Consider the following 18,037-nt stretch of genomic DNA (forward strand, 5'->3'; position numbering starts at 1 on the left):
CAGCTGGCTCTCGGGATGGTAATTTCAGCTGATCCAGATCGCCAAGCCTCGGCGAGGAGGGGTTTCGTGGGGGCTTACCTGCGCCGTGCACTGGCGAACGCGTTCGTCAGTGTGCTGCTTGCGGTCGCCCTGATGCCGGTGGGCCTACCCACTCAGGCCGCAGCCCTCGACGCCGTCACCGGCGTGTCATCCAGCCAGCGACCCACCATGGCCGTGGTGTCCTGGCGTCCGGTCGACGGAGCGTCCGGCTATCAGGTGCAGCGAAGCCTGACCAGCGATTTCGGCTCCGCCGAGACCCTGACCTCGGCGAGTTCGGCCGTCGTGCTGACCGGGCTGTCCCCGGCCACCAGCTACTACGTCCGGGTAGCTGCCGTGTCGGCGGATCAGAACGCCCCCCTCGGCTGGAGCACGCCGTTCACCTTCACGACGCCGGCCCAGATCTATCCGCTGGGTGCACCGAAGATCACCGTGGGCCTGGCCACCACGACCTCGCTGGAACTGACCTGGACCGCACCGGCCAGACATCTGCGCTACGAGGTGGGGGTGGGGACCGACCCGATGGCCCTCACCGTCACCCAGACCGCCGAGACCACCCACACCGTGTCCGGGCTGAAGCCGGAAACCGACTACTACCTGTCGATCAGGGCGCTGTGGCTCAGCGGGGAGGTCGCCAGCGACTGGTCGTCCCCGCAGCTGGTCAGCACCCCCGCCGATGCCCCACTGCGGGTCGGCAGCTACAACGTCCGCAATGGCACCGACAAGTCCGCACCCGCCTGGTCGAAGCGTCGAGCCGCAGTGGCGAACACCATCGCCTCTCAGAAGGTCTCTGTGGTCGGCCTCCAGGAGGCCACCTGGCGGCACGTGCCCGGACGCGGAGTCAGCCAGTACGGCGACATCGCCCAGTTGCTCGGCTCGAGCTGGAAGTCCACCACCTACGTGGGCAATGCCGGCCCGGAGGGCACCCGGATCATCTATGACTCGGCGCAGGTCACGTTGCTCCGGCAGGGCTATCAGAAGCTGGCCGGCACCCACGCCAACAAGAACTGGCGCTACGTCACCTGGGCGGAGTTCCGGCAGCTGTCCACCGGCAAGACCTTCTTCTTCGTTGACACCCATTTCCTCCAGTGGAAGAACGCCAAGGGCTACAAGAGCCGCAAGTCCTGCGCCCAGCAGCTGGTGAAGATCGTGGCCCGGGAGAACCCGGAGAAGCTGCCGACGATCATCGTCGGAGACTTCAACTCCCACAAGTTCCGCAAGCCCGACAACGCTCCGCACAAGATCATCACCCGGGCCGGCTACCTCGACCCGCTGGACAACATTGACGGGTGGCGTGGCGACGGTGCCCGCGGGGTGGCCGAACGCCGCATCAATGAGAACTTCTTCACCATCAACGGCTTCAAGCGGAAGGCCGAGCGCGCCACCGGCTATTCCACCGGCGTGATGCTCGACCAGATCTATGTGTCACCGATGCGAGTGGCCGAGTGGGAGACCGTGGTCCGGACCGACTCGTCCGGCCGGTTCGTCGGAGTCATCCCGTCCGACCACAACATGGTCCGGGCGACGGTCTATCTGCCCGATCCGTCCTAGTCACAGGCATCGGCCGGGCCCGCGAGGGTATCGGTGCCTGATCCCGACCTCCAGCGGACGAGTCCAGCCTCCCCACCGCCGGGCATCGGGCCCAGGAGTGTCGGCACCCGCCCTGAGCGCCGCGCCACTGACGTCTCCGTGACCGCGCCGGGCACCGCCGTTCGGAGGGGCGGACGCAGCTAGCAAGAGTTCTGCCTCTTGATCCACTAGACGCGCCGAGGCCGACTCTTATACTTCAGCGAGCAGTACACCCCCAGACCCACCTGGTCGGCGCCCCCCGCTCGTGTGTACACGCCGGTGAGCGTCGCCCCCAAGGAGGCCTCATGCCGTCCCCCCACTCTCGGCTCCGTTCGACGCTCACAGTTCTTGCCTTCGCCGCGGCCCTGGTTCTGCCGCCCGGGCTGAACGCACCGAGCGCCACCGCCGCCAGCTACTCCACGCCGTCCGGGCTCAAGGCGGTGACCTCGGCTCGCTCGGTGGCCCTCAGCTGGAACCCGGTGAAGGGAGCTCCGGCCTACCGCGTCCAGTTCTCGACCAAGTCGAACATGAGCGGAGCGAGGACCACCGATGTAGCCACCAACTACATCGAGTGGAACTATCTGGATCCGGACCCCAGCAAGAATCCGGGCCGGCTCAAGCCGAACACCAAGTACTACTTCAAGGTGCGCGTGGTCACCAAGAGCGACCTGAACAAGTCCGCCACCGGGCTGACGAAGTACTCCAGTCGGCTGACGGCCAAGACCAAGCCGTCCAGCTCATGGCCCTACCTGGCACCGGTCGCGCTGCGGGCCACGGCGCAGAGCCCCACCTCGGAGTACCTGTCCTGGAGTTCGCGTGGACCGGGGGTCAGCTACCAGGTCGAGTACGCCACCCAAGCCGACTTCAGCGGGAGCCGCCAGGAGCGCTTCGACTACAGCGGTGGCGTCCTGGACCAGCTGCGAGCGGGGACCCGCTACTACTTCCGGGTACGCGTGATCACCACGGCCGGAGCGACCAGCAGTGCAACCTCGGCCGCCCAGAGCTTCACCACGACCACCACCGATGCGGCGCCGTCGGCGGCCTTCAAGATGGCCAGCTACAACATCTGCAGTTGGGCCGGTGGCTGCTTCGCCAATGCGGGTTGGGACACTCGCCGCGAGCTGATGGCGCGCAGCCTGGCCACCCACGCTCCCGATCTGATCGCCATGCAGGAGGCCAACCGTTCGCCGGACCTGATGGACAGACTCAGCCAGCTCAGCGGACGCGACTACCGAGTCGTCTCCTACAGCGACCATGCCGAACTGGGCTACAACGCCGATCGGTTCACCCTCGACCCGGATCGCTGGGGGGTGCACGCCTTCACCAACGATCAGAGCAAGAACCTGGTCTGGGCGGTGTTCACCGACCAGATCACCGATCGTCAGATCTTCGCCGTGTCGGTGCACATGACCAACAGTGACTCCGGGTCCGCGCAGGCCAACCGGATCGGCCAGGCCAAGGAAGTCGTGGACACCATTGCCGAGAACAACCCCGGCGACCTCCCGGTGGTGATCGGCGGCGACTTCAACGTCAGCAAGCGCAAGGCGGACCACCCCAAGGTCTACTCGACGATGACCGGTGCCGGCTTCATCGACTCGCTGGGCAACCCGTCCGACTCCCGCTACCCGGACCAGGCCGCACTGGCCGCTCATCGCATCGACGTGGACTACGCCAGCGCCAACCAGTACCAGTCCCTGGCGTTGCGCGCTCAATGGGCCAACGGCTACTGCGTGGACTACCTGTGGCGGGACAGTTCGGTGGCGCTCGACATGGTGCAGACCGTGGTGGATCTGGATACCTCCCGGAGGTTCACCGGACCGGGTGGACGGGCCCCGTCCGACCACAATCTGATCACCGCGTGGATGCACCTCAACTAGCCGCCGGCCAGTCTTCAGGAGCCGTCGAGAGTAAGGACTGATTTCCCAACCAGCCCGTGACTAGCCAAGAGAAGCTGTCGTACGGTCAGTAGGTCCGGCTGGTTCGCGTGCCCCGCGCGCCCAGCAATTCGACATCGTCGAGGAGGCCACAGCGTGCCGAGCCTTCGCATCCGCCAACGCGACGGCCGACGGTCCTTGCTGATCGTTGCGCTGAGCCTTGCCTTGAGCGCCTCCCTGCTCCTGGTTGCGCCCGGTCGGGCCTGGGCGGCGAAGTACGCCAAGCCAACCGGGCTGACCGCGACCGTCAGCGCCAACACCGTGGCCTTGACCTGGAAGGCAGTCAAGGGCGCCCCCGGCTACCGGGTGCAGTTCTCCACCGAGCCGAAGATGAACACCTTCGCGACCCTCGACGTGGTCAAGCCCTACGTCGAGTGGACGAACCTGGACATGGATCCGAATCGGAACGCTCCACGGCTGAGTCCGAACACGACCTACTACTTCCGGGTGAAGGTGATTACCCTCGCCAAGGCCAACCTGACCTCCTACTCGAAGATCTTGAAGGTCAAGACCGCCAAGGCCGACCGGATGGCTGAGCTGCCTCCGATCGCGCTCAAGGCCACCACCCAGAGCCCCTCTTCGATGTACCTGTCGTGGTCGTCCCGCGGACCGGGAGTCGTCTACCGGATCCGCTACGGCACCGGCAAGAAGCTCCCCCTCGGCAAGTCCCAGCTGGCCCACAGCGAGTATCCCGGCATGGTGCTGAGCGGGCTGGCCGCCGGCACCAAGTACTACTACAAGGTTCGGGTGCTCACCCCCGACCGCCTCGGGTACCGTTCCGACTACTCCACGACCGGCTCCTTCACCACCGCAAAGAAGGCCGGCTCACCGGTACTCAAGGTCGGCACCTACAACCTGTGCAGCTCCCCCTGCGCGGGCTGGAACGGAACTCGCGAACCGGCAGCGGTGGCCAACATCGCCGCGCAGTCGCTGGACGTGCTCTATCTGCAGGAGATCTCCACCAGCAAGCTGCCGAACTTCCTGACCGCGCTGAATGCGGCCTCCGGCCGGCGCTACGTCAGCACCGATCCGGCTAACCGGAACGTCTCGAACACCACTCGGCTGGTGTACGACGCCAACCGCCTGTCGATGAAGCCGTCCGAACACGGCATCCAGAAGCTGCCGATCGGCAACTCCTCGACCCAGAAGTACGCGGTCTGGGCGGTGCTGGAAGACCAACTCAGCGGCAAGCGGTTCTTCGCTGCCAGTACCCACCTGATCGCCGGCGACGGATACTCGGCGCTGCGGCGCACGCAGAGCGAGGAGCTGGTCCGGCTGATCAAGACGGCCAACGTCGATCAGCTGCCGGTGCTCCTCGGCGGCGACTTCAACTCCGGAAAGAGCTCGAAGCCGGATAACCCGGTGTACGACGTCATGTCCGGTGCCGGACTGCGCGAGCCCTTGGGCAACCCGACGGGCTCATGGGCGATCAGCTCCGCGGCGACGACCGAGCACCGCATCGACCTGGATTACAACAGCTACAACGACTACCTGCCCTACGCGAAGCGCTCGAAGTACCCCAACGCCCACGACATCGACTACATCTGGCACAGCCCGAAGGTCCGGATCGCGATGACCCAGATGGTGGTCCAGGTGGACGCCAGCCGGAAGTGGGTCGGCGTACTGCCCTCAGATCACAACCTGCTCACCGCGTGGGTGCACCTGCCCTGATCCGAGGGCGGCGAGGTCAGTCAAGAATCGCCGGATCGGCCGGCGGGGCGTCCACCAGGTAGCGGTCGAGCACCCGCCGGGAACTGCCTCCGTCGTCCCACGGCGTGTAGTCGGCCTGCCACTGGGCGTACCGCGCGGCGAACGCCGCAGCCACCTCGTCGATTCGCCGCAGCGCGTCCAGCACTTCGTCCTGGGTGGAGACCACCGGGCCGGGGCCCACCTTCTCCAGGTCGAGGTAGACCCCTCGGAGCTGGTCGCGATACTCGTCCATGTCCGGGGTGAAGAAGATCATCGGACGGCCGGTCACCGCGTAGTCGAACATGATCGATGAGTAGTCGGTGATCATCACGTCGGAGATCAACAACAGATCGGTGGTGTTCGGGTAGGTGCTCACATCGATCACACCGTCCGCGACCTTGGCGGCACTGCCCACCCGGATCACCCGCGAATGCGCACGCAGCAGCACCACATAGTCGGGGCCGAGATCGGCGGCCAGCCGGTTCACGTCCAGGAAGTCGACCAGCTCGGTGCGATCGTCGCGCCAGGTGGGCGCGTACAGGATCACGCGCTGACTCGGACGAATGCCGAGCACCTCGCGGATCGGTGCCGGATCGCCGTTCACCAGCAGATCGTTACGCGGGTAGCCCTCTTCGTAGATCGGCGGGTTCGAGAGGTACGACTCCCGGAACACCCGTGTCGAGTGCGGGTTCTGGGACAGCAGCAGATCCCACTTCTTGCGCTCGCCGAGCATGAACTCGCGCTCCTCGGCGTCGAGCTGCTCGCCGCGGTCCAGGCCGACCTTCTTGTACATGGTGCCGTGCCAGGTCTGCATCACGGTCTGGCCATCGCGCGGCGCGAACCGAGCCCGCAGCCAGTCGTTGACCACCAGCCATCGCGACTCCGCACGGGCCCGCCACCAGTCGGTGGTGGCATCCACCACGGCCCGGTCGCCCTCGGGGACGGCCACCGACAGGTCCCGCACCGCCCAGACGCGGGGCACCTTCGGATGCCGCTCGGCGAGCTCATTGCGCAGCGCAAGTGGGCTACAGCCGCACTGTCGCCCGTAGAAGCTCTCGAAGTACATCTGATCGATGATCGGCCACACCCCGCCGAGATAGTCGGCCTGAATCCGTGCCTGGTTGTGGGTGCCGATCTCGTCGTCGCGCAGCGGGATCTCCAGGCGCGGGGCGAGCGTGCGTCCGGCGCCAACGGCGTAGTAGAGCCGGAACCAGTAGTTCAGCTCCGAGGACGGTGCCAACTCGACCACGGCGGTCGAGCAGCGCACCTGCAACGAGGTGCCGTCCGCGGCGAACGCCCGCAACGTCATTCGTCCGATCTGCGGCGGCAATGCCGGCAGGTTCCACTTCGACTGCAGGAAGGGCACCACGAGCCGGAAGTCGGTGCCGTCGCAGGTGAGCTGGCCGGCCCGAACGTCCCGCTCATTGGCGAGTTCGAAGCGCGCCTGGCTGAGGTCCCCGCTGCTCTTGCCGACAACCTCCAGGCACGGCTGATCGGCACCGATCAATGCCACGCCGGTCACCAGCGCCCACGGCCCGCCGACGTTGAGGTACAGCCCGCTGCCCTCGCCGGCCTCGGCCAGAAGCGGATGGGCGTCGATCAGCGCGGCGGAGGCGACCACCACCGGGAGCTGGGCGCCGTCGACCCGGGCCACCACTCGGTACTGGCTCCATGCCCCATCGGGCAGGGTCGGCAACGGCCCCTCGAGGAAGCTGCGGCCATCGGCGCGGACGATCTGCAGCGGAACGCGGCCATCCTCGGCGACCAGGGCCGCCTCGGTGATGCCGTCCGCCGACTCGACATCGATCCGGATGCCACCCTCGGGAGTCAGTTCAAGATCGGTTGCCACCGGACGGTCGGCGCGAACCTCGAGAGTGAGCCCGCCGGCCGACCAGGTCGGAATGACGATGGCGCCCCCACGACGGCCGGCCATCAGATAACCGGCCGAGCCCAGCGCGTAGTGCTTGCGGAACCGTCCCTGGGCCTCGTGCCCGGGCACCGCGACTCCTGCTCGCAGCTGCCAGACCTGGCCGGTTCGCAGCCTGCGGAGATCGGTGAGCGAACCGACAGCGATGAAGCAGGTGCCGGAGTAGTCCCGCGAGGTCGTGGCCCCGTTGAAGGACTGGTTGACCTCGGGGGACGGGCTCGGGCTCGTGGCCAGCGGGACGAACCGCTTGATGCCCGACTGAAGCTCGAGCCACAGCTGAAGGCGCGGCTGCTGACCGGTGTAGTCGACGCCGCGGTCGTACGCCCAGCCGGTGACCTCGAACCGGTCGTCGTCCAGCCAGCGGAAGCTGCGCAGTTCGGCGACCCAGTCGTCGGCCACCGGGAACAGCGCCTCGGGAAGCTGCGTCCGGGCACGCCAGTGCCGAGTCGTCCGGCTCAGCGTGCGGACCAGCCGGCCCCGGACGCGGTCGAGTCGGCTAGCCATCCAGGCTCCCCTGACCAGCGGCAGCGCCGAAGATCTCGGCCGACGCGCGTGCGGTTTCCAGAATCCCGGCGATCGCGATCGACTCCTGCGGCGGGTACTTGAAGCTGGCCGTCCGGCCGTCTCTGATCAAGGCCGCGAAGTCGGCGAGTTCGTAGCGCAAGCCATCCCCTTCGAACTTGTAGAAGTACTTCCGGTTCCGTGACGGGTCCTCGAAGCGTGCCTCGAAGTACTCGGTGAGCCACCACGGCGCCGGGACGTAGATGTAGCCCTCCGTGCCGGAGATCACCAGGTGTCCCTCGGACTTGACGCCGATCCCGGTCCGGGCGATCGCGACCGCGTTGGGGTAGTCGAGATCGACCTGGCTGAACAGCTCGACCTCGGAGCCCGCCGGACGATAGCTGCGGGTCCGGACCTGGGTGAAGCCGGTTCCCAGAATCTTCACCGCGGCCAGCAGCGGGTAGCTGGCCAGCTCGGACAGGCTGCCGCCGTCCGGGGCCTCGGTCTCCCGTCCGCCGCGGATGAGCTTGGTGAAGGTGGCGTCGACCGATCGGATGTCCCCGATCGAACCGCTCCGGGCGATCGCGATCAGGTGCTGGAAGCCGGGGCTGAAGGCGGTCTTCACGGCCTCAACCAGGACCAGGCCGGCTTCCTCGGCCTGGGCGTACAGCTCCGTAGCCTGGGCGGCCGACAGCGTCAGCGGCTTCTCGCAGAGCACGTGGACGCCGGCCGCGAGTGCCCGCGCAACGAGGTCGTAGTGGGTGCCGTGCGGGCCGGCGATGTAGACCGCCCGCACCCGGGTCAGCAGTTCGTCGTAGCTCGCGCAGCTGCGCTCGAGTTCGAACCGGGAGGCGAACTCGGCGGCGTGTTCAGGGGTCCTGCTCCACACGGCTTCGACGCTGACGCCGCTGACGTAGCGGGCTTCGGCAACGAAGCGGGCCGCGATGCGTCCCGAGCCGGCGACACCGATCGACAAGATGCCTTGGTTCTCCTGCCGCAGCAGGGTGCTGGACACGCCCTTGGTGCGGTCGAGGTAGACGACCTGGCAGTAGTCGCGCAGATAGTCGAACCGCCCGGCCCAGTCCGATCCGATGGCGAAGATGTCGACGCCCAGCCGCTGGATGTCGTGGATCTTCTGGCCTTCGTACTCCTCGATGACCACCTCGTCGACCAGACCGCAGTCGGTGACGTTGCGGACTCGCTCCATCAGCGATTGGCTCACGTTGAGCTTGCCGCGAGAGCTGTCGTAGTTGTCCGTGGTGACACCCACGATGAGATAGTCGCCGAGGGCCTTGGCGCGCTCCAGCAGGCGCCGGTGGCCTTCGTGGAACAGGTCAAAGGTCCCGTAGGTGATGACGCGCACTACCGAGCCTCCCACGATCGCCTCATAGCCTGACACGTCATCGTAGCGGCAGTCGCCCTATCGAATCTGGTTCCGCGGCATACCCCACGGAGTGCGCGACTAGCGCTTGGACTTCGAGCGGCGCCGGATCACGCTGATCACCACTCCGAGAGCGACCAGCAGGACCACGCCGATCGCAGCGACTCCCGCCCAGAGCGCCGCCGAGCTGCCCAGCAGCGGCTGGGGCGCGGGCGCGGACGAGGCGGTCGCCGGAGTGGCCATCGAAGGAGTCGGGCTCCCGCTCGGGGAGTCCGTCGCGACCGGGGTCGGCAGCTCGGTGCTGGTGTCGACCGACGGCGAGACCAACACCGTGGGCTGAGCGGCATTGCCCGACCAGCGTTCGTCCGGCAGCGTGGTCCACGTGCCCGGCCCATAGCTGAACTGGAAGGCGCCGCCCTCCACCTGCCCATCCTTACGATTCACCTGATAATGAACTGTGTAAGTTCCCTTGGGAAGGTTGGGCTTCACCTGTGCGCTGACATTGGTACCCTCGACAATCAGGCTGTTGATGTTGACACTATTGCCACGGCTATTGGTCACCACAATCTGCGCGGCAGCAGCATCGACCTCGCGGACGAAGGCGAGCACAACCCCCGAAGGTGGAGCATCGAGTTGCTGATGGGGATACGGATCACTGGCCTCCAGCACCGCCTCCTGGGCATGCGCCGGAGCGCCTCCCAGGGCCACCAGAAGACTCGCCACAAGCGCGATCAGTCCGCCCCACACGCCGAACCTTGACCGGCTGTTCATGACACCTCCAGGAGTATCGGGCCGCCTCACAACATTTGCCCAGGCAGACACCTGCGTATACTGTATACACCAGACGCAAGCAATTTCCATCCGGCTTGGCGATAACGACCCACCCCGGACAATGACTGTCGGTAACGATCCGCAAAGATACGGTGGCAAATCCAGTATGGGAAATAAAAGGGCAAACCGCGCATCGCGATTGTTCGCGCTCACATTATGCTTGTCGCTCATTTTCGGCCTGGGAGCCACCCCCGCAACGGCCGTCGATTTCACTACGGACTCGGACGGGAAGATCGTCGAGCCGACGCCCAATGGCAGCAGCTGCCCGACCCTGTCAAATGTCCGACCGGTGGAAGTCTGGTACAACCTTCGCGACTTGGACGAGCGCGGTTACAGCGATCCTGGAAACCACGACCCGTGGCCATTCATGGTGAAGTCCGCCCAGGTCATTTGCGCGGCGGCACCCGGGGCCACGATCCGGATCGGGATGTATTTCATTCGCGCTCTGGGCACGATGAGCAGTTCCGGATTGGGTTCACGCCCGGAGACCGACCCTGAGGTCATCTATGACGCTCTGGACTGGGTGCACAAGAATCGCGGAGTCAAGATCAACATTGTGCTCGAGAAGCGCGCGATGCCGTCCGCGTCGCGGAGCCAGGTGAGTAAGAGACTGGGCTCGATCGCGTCCATCGAATACTGCAGCCACGGCTGCTTCAACACCCGCAACAAGCCGACCAAGATCCTCAAGAATGGCCTTGAGGAGACGATGGACTACATCAACCACGAGAAGATCATCGCCATCAATCACACGGTGTGGGGACCCTCGGACGCCAATCCCGGTTCGGACGACTCCGTGGTGCTGTCCTCCTCGGGCAACTGGGCTCGGAGCCAGACGCGCCTGTTCATTCAGGAGTCGGTGCTGGTCTACGGAGACCAGCGTTACCACCAGCTGATGGCCGACCGCTTCGATGCCATGAGGTACTGCGCGAAGTCCGGCTGCAAGACCAACAAGGGCTTCACCTCCGAGCAGAAGAACTGGCTGAAGAAGAAGCGACTGATCTGGGTCGACACCATTTCGTCGGGCCACCCCACCTCCAACGGACGCGGAACGCGGGTTGCCTTTGCGCCGGCACCGACCTCCACTCGCGACTACTACCAGCAAGCGCTGGACAAGGTCGACTGCGGGGTTCAGAACCGCATTCGGATCGCGATGTTCCGGCTGACCGATGATGCCGCGAAGAAGCTGGTGACCAACATGTCGAGCCTGAAGAAGCAGGGCTGCGATATCAAGATCGTGCTCACCTCACCGGTCGGCAACTATGCGGTGACGTCCGTGGTGAAGAAGATGCTCAAGAAGTCGGGGATCTGGTTCAAGTGCTCGCCGGTGTCGCTGCACACCAAGCTGGTGTTGATCGGCTCGACCACCGGCAATGAGGCCAAGGTCATGACGAGCACGGCCGCAATGGGCGTCCTTTCTCTCACCCAGAGTGACGAGCACACCACCACCTTCGATTCCACTCGGGCCACCCTGCCGGAGTACAAGGAAGCAATCAGACACGTGTACGGCGATTACATGGCGGGCTGGACCGAGATCGCGAGCAAGGCGAAGGGCTGCTGATGCCGAAGTTGATCCGCAGGTACCTGGCCACCCTGTTCGCTGCCGCACTGGTCGCCGCCTCCGCGGTCACCGCGGCTACCCCGAGTGCCGCCGCCCCCAGCTACAACGTGAAGGTGACCGCACGCTTCACGGCCGTCCATCTGTCCTGGAAGTCACAAGGGGCGGGCAAGACTTACCAGGTCCAATACTCCACGTCGAGCACCTTCCGCTCGGCGAAGTCGGTGACCACGAGTTCAACCAGCACCACCATCAATCGGCTCACTTCGGGAAAGACCTGGTACTTCCGGGTCAAGGCGGCCGGATCCAGCTGGTCGCCCAAGGTGTCGAAGAAGACCTCGTATCCCAGCATCTACGACGGCAACAAGGTCCAGAAGGCCTACAAGATCAGCACCGACAACGTCAGTGGGTCGAGCATCGACCTGACCTGGAGCACGCCCTCGGGCCAGTTCGCCTGCTTCCGCATCGCCGTATCGCCGACGCCTCCGGGCGGTCAGCCGAGCGTGCAGTGCACCACGGCCTACACGATCACCGGCCTGGCCCGCGGCACCAAGTACACGATCAAGCTGTACACCGTGGCTCCCGCCCAGTCGTGGAGCGGGATCTCCTGGCCGGCGATCGACATCACCGGGGCATCGTCCTCGGTGAGCAGGACCACCTCGAACTACGCGCTCGCCGCGCCGGAGGAGCTGAGCCTGGTCACCCCGCAGCGCACCAACCGCGCCAAGCTGACCTGGACGGCGCCCGGAACCCCTCTGGCCGAGGGCGACTACTACCGCGTCCGGCTGGCCGCGAACTCGGCCATGACCAAGAGTGCGTCCTGGTACGCCGGCACCACCACCGATACCTCGCTCGAGGTGACCGGGCTGTCGTCGGACAAGATCTACTACGCCCGGGTCGCCGTGTTCGGAGCCGGTGGGAAGCAGCGCAGTGACCTGTCGGGCTACCTGATGGTGAAGACACTGAGCCGCTACGGCACGCTCAGCGGGACGGTGGACTCGTCCGCGCCGATGCACGACCTGGTCGCGGTGGCCTACGACAGCTCGTTCAACATCCAGGATCAGGCCGACATCGCCGAGGACGGCAGCTACCAGCTGCGGGTGCTCCCGGGGGCGATCCGGGTCCGGATCACGTATCTGGGTTCGGACAACTTCGCTTCCAGCTGGGTGAGCGCGTCCGGCGCCACTGTGGCCAACTCCTCCGGTGCCGCGCAGTACCAGGTGGGCAACGAGGTCGTGGTCCCGGTTCCCGAGGTCACCATCGGGCCGGCTTTCAGCGTGTCCGGAAAGGTCACCGACGCCAAGACCGGCTCGACCGTCAGTGGGGCGACCGTCACCATCTCCAGTGTTGCGGGCGGACGCACCGAGACCCTGTCCAGTACCTACTCGGGAGGCACGTTCAGCTTCACCGGGATCCCGGCCGGGACCTACCGGATTCGCCTGTCCTACGTCGGGTCGGCCACCTACCGGGCGGTCAACTACACCCTCAACGTGACCGGAGACGTCACTGGCTACGTGGCCAAACTGCCCCGGAAGTAGCCGCGCGACTCACTTCCCACGTTCGACGATGCAGACCCACCAGCTGCCGTGCTTCTCTGCGGACACCACCCGGAAGCCCAGCTCCTGGAGCGGCTTGGGGGGAAGCGTCGGACGAGGCGTCGACTGGATGATGGCCCGCATCCACACGAGCTGATCGTGACCGGCCAGCAGTGAGCTGACTTCGGCGGTCGGACGGTTCACCGGCCAGACCGAGTCTGTGTTGGGAATCCGCTTCTGCAGCACGTCCACAGGCTCCAGCTGCTCGTCCATCGCCCACAGGATCGTGCTGCGGGTGTAAGGGGACGTCCCGACCGGCATGCCGGGATTGCGCGCGAGCAGGTCGTTCATAGCGGCCAGCGCCCCCTTCGCGCGCTGGGCGTGACCTGCTTCGGAGCGGACGAAGCGTTGTTGCGGGATCGCGACATAGGCCTGCACGCCGAAACCGATCAGGATGGCGAGCATTGCGGCAACGACTCGCAGGGCGGGAACTCCCCGCGGCGAGTCGGCCCACCCACGCAGGGCCTGCCAGACCAGGCCGGCGAGCACGAGCGTCCCCACCCCGGCCAGAACCGCCAGCGGCACCACCGCCGGCATCCAGTACCGGGCCCGCAGCAGCGACGGACGCAGCACGGCGGCGAGCACACTGAGGACGAGCGGAACCGCCGCCCAGATCACCGCCAGCCGCACCAAGTCCGTGTAGCGGCGCGCGGCCGGCAGCCGGAAGACCACGGTGAGCAGCGCGATCAGGATGAAGACGAGCACGACGATCAGCGCCCCGAGGGTGGGCTGAGCCTGGACCACCACGGCGAAGTCGAAGACCAGCTGCTTGACCGTGAGCGGGATCAGCCGAGGCGCTCCGGTGCCACGGAGGGCTCCGATCACCACCGGCAGTCCGAAGGCCACGGCAGCCACGGCCATGGCCGTCACCGACTGAGTCAGCCGACGCACCCGGAGCCGGCGAGTGACGCCAGGGGTCGTGATGTCGGCCAGCAGCTGAGCCGGCCACTGGAACAGCCCGAAGAGGTGGAAGACCACCGAGCCGCCCAGCGCGGCGACATATGGCAGCCAGCCCAGCCAGCCATGCCCGCGAAGTGACGAGCCGAATCGAGTCGGCTCCGCCGGGGGACGCGAGTCCCAGGCCAGCCAGAGCACCGTGGCCATCAGGACCAGCAGAGCGTAGGGCCTAGCTTCCTGCGCATAGCGTGACCAGCCCGGGAAGCTGATCAGGATCAGCGAGATCACTCCGGCCGGGCCCACCCCCACGCGGCGGGCAACGAGTTCATAGAGCACCCACACAGTGAGCGCGCCGGCCACTGCCGAGAGCAGGCGTACCGCGGTCAGAGTGGGCAACCAGGCGAACAATGCCGCCCAGGCCTTCGCCAGCACGTAGTAGGGCACCAGTGGAGCGTCCGCCCCGCCCAACAGCGGAGGGATACCCGACCACTCTCCCCTGACCACCAGCGTCGTGACAGCCTCGTCGGCCCAGGGCGATGGTCGATCGATCCGGAAGATGGCGACCACCAACGCCAGCACGGTGACCAGGCCCGCACCGATCCAGTGGCTGCGCCGCAGCCACACCGAATCGCCGGACTCGCGCACCGGAACCATCACGGTGGCGATCAGTCGCCGCACTCCGACGAGCCGCTCCGATGTCGTCTGCGCCTGAGTACCCACCGTGTCAGTATTCCACGCAGCGCTGAACCACGAGGCCCGCTGATCAGCTCAGTCGGTCTGGGTGGCCAGGGCTTCGTTCTCGGCGTCGGGCCACTCGGCCTCGGCCCGCGAGATCAGGCTACGGACGGCCACCCGCCACGGCTCCAGCGGATCAGCGACGACCGGCCCGAGCAGATGCTGGCGCAGCGCCGCACGATCCGCGGCGAGCGGATCAGCGCCACTGGCATCGAGCATGGCCTGCTCCCAGCCGGCCGCATCGGGATCGAGGAGGTAGGCGGCTCGGGCGCTGGCGCTGGAGTCGCGCAGAGTCTGGTGTGCCCAGCCCCTGGTGTTCGGGATGAAGTAGGGCTTGCCACTGGCCTGGAAGTCCGGCACCACCGAGGAGATGTCCCCGATCAGCACGTCGCAGTTGTTGAAGCAGTCGTACAGCGGTGCCTGATCACCGTCCACCACCAGGCTGAGCTCGGTCGCCGCGGCCCAGTCGTCCGCGGACGCCGGTCCGGCGGACAGTGCCCGTCCACCCGCTGCCTCGATGATCGAGAGCACCTCCAGATGCGCGCGACGCGCCGCGGCGCTCACCCGGCCGGTCAGCGGATGCGGCCGGTAGATCACTCGGGTCTGCGGACGTTCGGTCAGCCAACGGACCAGGGACGGGCCCATGGTCACGATCGAGGTGGCCCCGGGGTCGTCGGACCAGCCTTCCCAGGTCGGGGCGTAGAGGACGCTCAGCGGCCGGCCGTCGCGCGGCTCAGCCGGACGGATCCCGCCCAGCTGCGGACGTCCGACCTCGACGATCGCTTCGTCGCGGACGCCAACCTTGGCCGCAGCCCAACGCTCACGGGAGGCCCGGCCGGCAACCCACACCTCGTCCATGGCCTTCGTGGCCGGGTTCACGCTGGCGGTCTTGTCCGACTCGCCATGCCCGATGAAGACGTGCTTCATTCGGGGCTCGCGCAGCATGTGGATGTTCTTGCCGACATGGGCCACGTAGAACGCCACCCGCACCGTGGGCAGCCGGAAGTCCATCAGCTCGCTGGCATTGGGGATGCAGATCACCGGAAGGTCGGTCTGTGGCAGCGCCGCCAGGTTGGCCCGCTCACGCAGGACCACCAGGGTCTTCGGGTCGAGCTCACGCAGCACCGGGAGCCACATCGCCAGCTGGTACAGAGCGTCCGACTCGCCGCTGAAGTAGACCAGCACCTGCGGGCGCAGCGCATCGACCGCGGCCCGGGCCCGCTGGGCCAGCCGGTCTTGCTGGCCGCGGCGGGAAGACCTCAGCCAGCCGGCCACCCGCCACAACGACCAGGCTCCAGCGAAGAGGACATACAGGACCGATGCCACCAACAGCGGCCACAGTTGCGCCAGGACGACGGTCGGCAGGCCACCGAGCACGATCGGCACCGAGCCGATCAAGGCCAACTTGGCCGGCTCCAACGACCGAACCGGCTGAGCCGCGGCCTCATCGGCCGAGGAGAGCAGGTTTCGGGTGAGGATCTTGGAGGTCTGGAGGTCGACCACCTGGCGTTCGGCGACGACCAGGAACGAGCGGGCCAGAATCACCAGGAAGACCAGGAGTGCGGCCCAGATCACCAGATCCTCGGGCCAACCGATCCGGGTGAGGACCAGCAGCAGCGCGAACTCGCGCAAGATCGAGCGAGCAACCAGGTTCAGCTGGGCGCGGTCCAGCAGTCGCTGCACCAAGGTGAGGCGCTCGGCCAGCTGGTCGGCCAGGACGCCGATCACGATGCTGGCGCAGAACAGCCAGATCCAGCCCATCACGGCGGTGCCGAGCGAGCCGACGATGCCGATCGCGACCAGGGCCATGACCGTCAGCGGCTGCCAGCCCGTCAAGCCGGCGGCGTTGGCCCGCTTGATCCACGCCGAGCCGCGGGCGGCGAGCAGAGCCGGTGCCTCCGCGGGTGAGGTCATGGGAGGTCGATGCTCTCGCTCGCTGCCTCGAGGGCGGCTTCCAGAGCGGCCGGCTTACGTTCAGTGCCAGGGCCGGCACCGGGTTCGGCGCGGCGGACATCGATCACTTGGCCGGTGATGCCGGCCAGCAGGACGTCCAGCGCGCTCAGCGCGACGGCCTGGGACTCCAGCAGGCTGTCGGCGGGTTCCTTTCCGAAGGCCTTGGTCCGCATCGGAGTCGCGGTGCGCTCGGGGTTGATGCAGTTCACCCGGACGCCCAGCGGTGACCACTCGTCGGCCAAAGCCTGGGTCAGGTTCACCACCGCGGCCTTCGCCGAGGAGTACAGCGAGTAGTCGGCACGTCCGCGGGTGTAGGAGCTGGAGGTGAACAGCAGCAACTGGCCGCGGGTCTCCTTCAGGTAGCGGTAGCTGGCCCGGGCAGCGATCACCGGTGCCACGTAGTTGACCCGGATCGCGGCCAGCACGTCGTCGAGTGCGAGCTCGTCGAGCTTGCCGATGCTGAGCAGGCCCGCCGTGACCACCACATAATCGATCCGGCCCTCGGCCTGGTAGACCTCAGCCAGTGCAGCGGCGACTTCCTCCGGCTCCTCGACATGCGTGCTGGTCTGGCTGCGGCTGAAGCAATGCACGCGGGCGCCGTAGCTCTCGGCCAGCGCGGCGATGTCGGCCCCGATGCCGTAGCTGCCACCGAGCACGACCAGAACCTTGCCGGCCAACCGCTCGGCATAGTGGCTGCGGTCGGTGGAAACCACGGCTGAGGCCAGCTGGAACAGCTTGTCGGCGATGAACACGTCGATCGGCTCGGTGATCTTCATGTTGTGCCCGGCACCCTCGACCACCTTGATCGCGGTCTGCGGAAGGTAGTTCAGCACCACCGTGCAGTCATCGGTGGCCTGGAAGGCCGGATCCTGCCAGGCGATCTGATAGGCCTGATCGATCACGCCCAGGCGGAAGGCCTGCGGGGTCTGGCCGCGACGCAGCTTGGCCCGCGGCGGGATCGAGACGATCTCGTCGGCGTCGTTGACCTCGATGATGGTGTCCGCGGACGGGATCGCCACGTCGACCGCGTCGTAGCCGGCGTCCAGCGCGGCCACCAGGTCATCAATGATCCGCTGGTCGAGCAGCGGACGAACGGCGTCATGGAAGAGCACCTTGGTGTCGCCGGGGTGCGACTTGGTCAGCACGCTCAGCGCAGCCCGGGTGGTCTCGTTGCGGGTCTGACCACCGGCCAGCACCTGGCGCACCTTGCCGAACCGGGCGCCGATCCGCTGGGCCGACTCCAGGTGATCGGGGTGCATCAGGACGTAGATGTCGTCGATCGCCGGGCTGTCTTCGAAGATCCCGATGGTGTGCTCCATGACCGCCTTGCCGGCGACCTTGATCAGCTGCTTGGGAATGGACAGCCCCACCCGAGAGCCCGTGCCTCCGGCGAGCACCACCGCAATGGTCCTGGCAGGTGCCGGTTCAGGCCGC

The 18,037-nt window shown here is 66.7% G+C and carries 11 protein-coding genes; 5 read left to right on the forward strand and 6 right to left on the reverse strand.

From position 1 onward, the window contains the following. Positions 1–66: 66 nt before the first annotated feature. From ATK74_RS11865 to ATK74_RS11875, 3 genes are all read left to right on the forward strand, one after another. Positions 67–1,587, forward strand: coding sequence for a fibronectin type III domain-containing protein (locus ATK74_RS11865; RefSeq protein ID WP_169923836.1), 1,521 nt, complete (start codon positions 67–69; stop codon positions 1,585–1,587). A 323-nt stretch (positions 1,588–1,910) separates the two neighbouring features. After that, positions 1,911–3,482: a fibronectin type III domain-containing protein gene (locus tag ATK74_RS11870; RefSeq protein WP_098461232.1), complete on the forward strand. Its 1,572-nt coding sequence runs from the start codon at positions 1,911–1,913 to the stop codon at positions 3,480–3,482. A 153-nt stretch (positions 3,483–3,635) separates the two neighbouring features. Then, positions 3,636–5,210 carry an endonuclease/exonuclease/phosphatase family protein gene (locus tag ATK74_RS11875; RefSeq protein WP_098461233.1) on the forward strand — a complete coding sequence of 525 codons (1,575 nt, stop codon included), beginning with the start codon at positions 3,636–3,638 and terminating at the stop codon, positions 5,208–5,210. A 16-nt stretch (positions 5,211–5,226) separates the two neighbouring features. Here ATK74_RS11875 and ATK74_RS11880 read toward each other — a convergent pair whose 3' ends face one another. The 3 genes from ATK74_RS11880 to ATK74_RS11890 form a co-directional block, all read right to left on the reverse strand. Continuing rightward, positions 5,227–7,659 carry a CDP-glycerol glycerophosphotransferase family protein gene (locus tag ATK74_RS11880; protein WP_098461234.1) on the reverse strand — a complete coding sequence of 811 codons (2,433 nt, stop codon included), beginning with the start codon at positions 7,657–7,659 and terminating at the stop codon, positions 5,227–5,229. Continuing rightward, positions 7,652–9,019, reverse strand: coding sequence for a Gfo/Idh/MocA family oxidoreductase (locus ATK74_RS11885; RefSeq protein WP_098461235.1), 1,368 nt, complete (start codon positions 9,017–9,019; stop codon positions 7,652–7,654). The genes ATK74_RS11880 and ATK74_RS11885 overlap by 8 nt, the downstream gene beginning before the upstream one ends. A gap of 99 nt (positions 9,020–9,118) precedes the next feature. Continuing rightward, complete coding sequence (locus ATK74_RS11890) at positions 9,119–9,808, reverse strand: copper resistance CopC family protein (RefSeq protein ID WP_169923837.1); 690 nt, start codon at positions 9,806–9,808, stop codon at positions 9,119–9,121. Here ATK74_RS11890 and ATK74_RS11895 point away from each other — a divergent pair. Then, positions 9,807–11,426 (forward strand): phospholipase D-like domain-containing protein, encoded by a 1,620-nt coding sequence (locus ATK74_RS11895; RefSeq protein ID WP_169923838.1) that lies wholly within the window; start codon positions 9,807–9,809, stop codon positions 11,424–11,426. The genes ATK74_RS11890 and ATK74_RS11895 overlap by 2 nt on opposite strands. Continuing rightward, entirely contained in the window at positions 11,426–12,961 is a 1,536-nt protein-coding gene (locus tag ATK74_RS11900; protein WP_098461238.1) for a fibronectin type III domain-containing protein, read from the forward strand. The genes ATK74_RS11895 and ATK74_RS11900 overlap by 1 nt, the downstream gene beginning before the upstream one ends. A 9-nt stretch (positions 12,962–12,970) precedes the next feature. Here the strand turns inward: ATK74_RS11900 and ATK74_RS11905 are convergent, their stop codons facing one another. Genes ATK74_RS11905 through ATK74_RS11915 form a run of 3 tightly spaced genes read right to left on the reverse strand, consistent with a single transcriptional unit; the run spans position 12,971 to position 18,000 of the window. Next, on the reverse strand, positions 12,971–14,635 hold the full coding sequence (locus tag ATK74_RS11905; protein WP_143483659.1) for a hypothetical protein: 1,665 nt from the start codon (positions 14,633–14,635) through the stop codon (positions 12,971–12,973). A 48-nt stretch (positions 14,636–14,683) separates the two neighbouring features. After that, the gene (locus ATK74_RS11910; RefSeq protein WP_098461240.1) at positions 14,684–16,564 is read right to left on the reverse strand and encodes a hypothetical protein; all 1,881 of its coding nucleotides are present in this window, start codon (positions 16,562–16,564) and stop codon (positions 14,684–14,686) included. Next, the gene (locus tag ATK74_RS11915) at positions 16,561–18,000 is read right to left on the reverse strand and encodes a bifunctional cytidylyltransferase/SDR family oxidoreductase (RefSeq protein ID WP_245840916.1); all 1,440 of its coding nucleotides are present in this window, start codon (positions 17,998–18,000) and stop codon (positions 16,561–16,563) included. The genes ATK74_RS11910 and ATK74_RS11915 overlap by 4 nt, the downstream gene beginning before the upstream one ends. Positions 18,001–18,037 lie beyond the last annotated feature (37 nt).

The sequence above is a fragment of the Propionicimonas paludicola genome (genome assembly GCF_002563675.1).
Classification (GTDB): domain Bacteria; phylum Actinomycetota; class Actinomycetes; order Propionibacteriales; family Propionibacteriaceae; genus Propionicimonas; species Propionicimonas paludicola.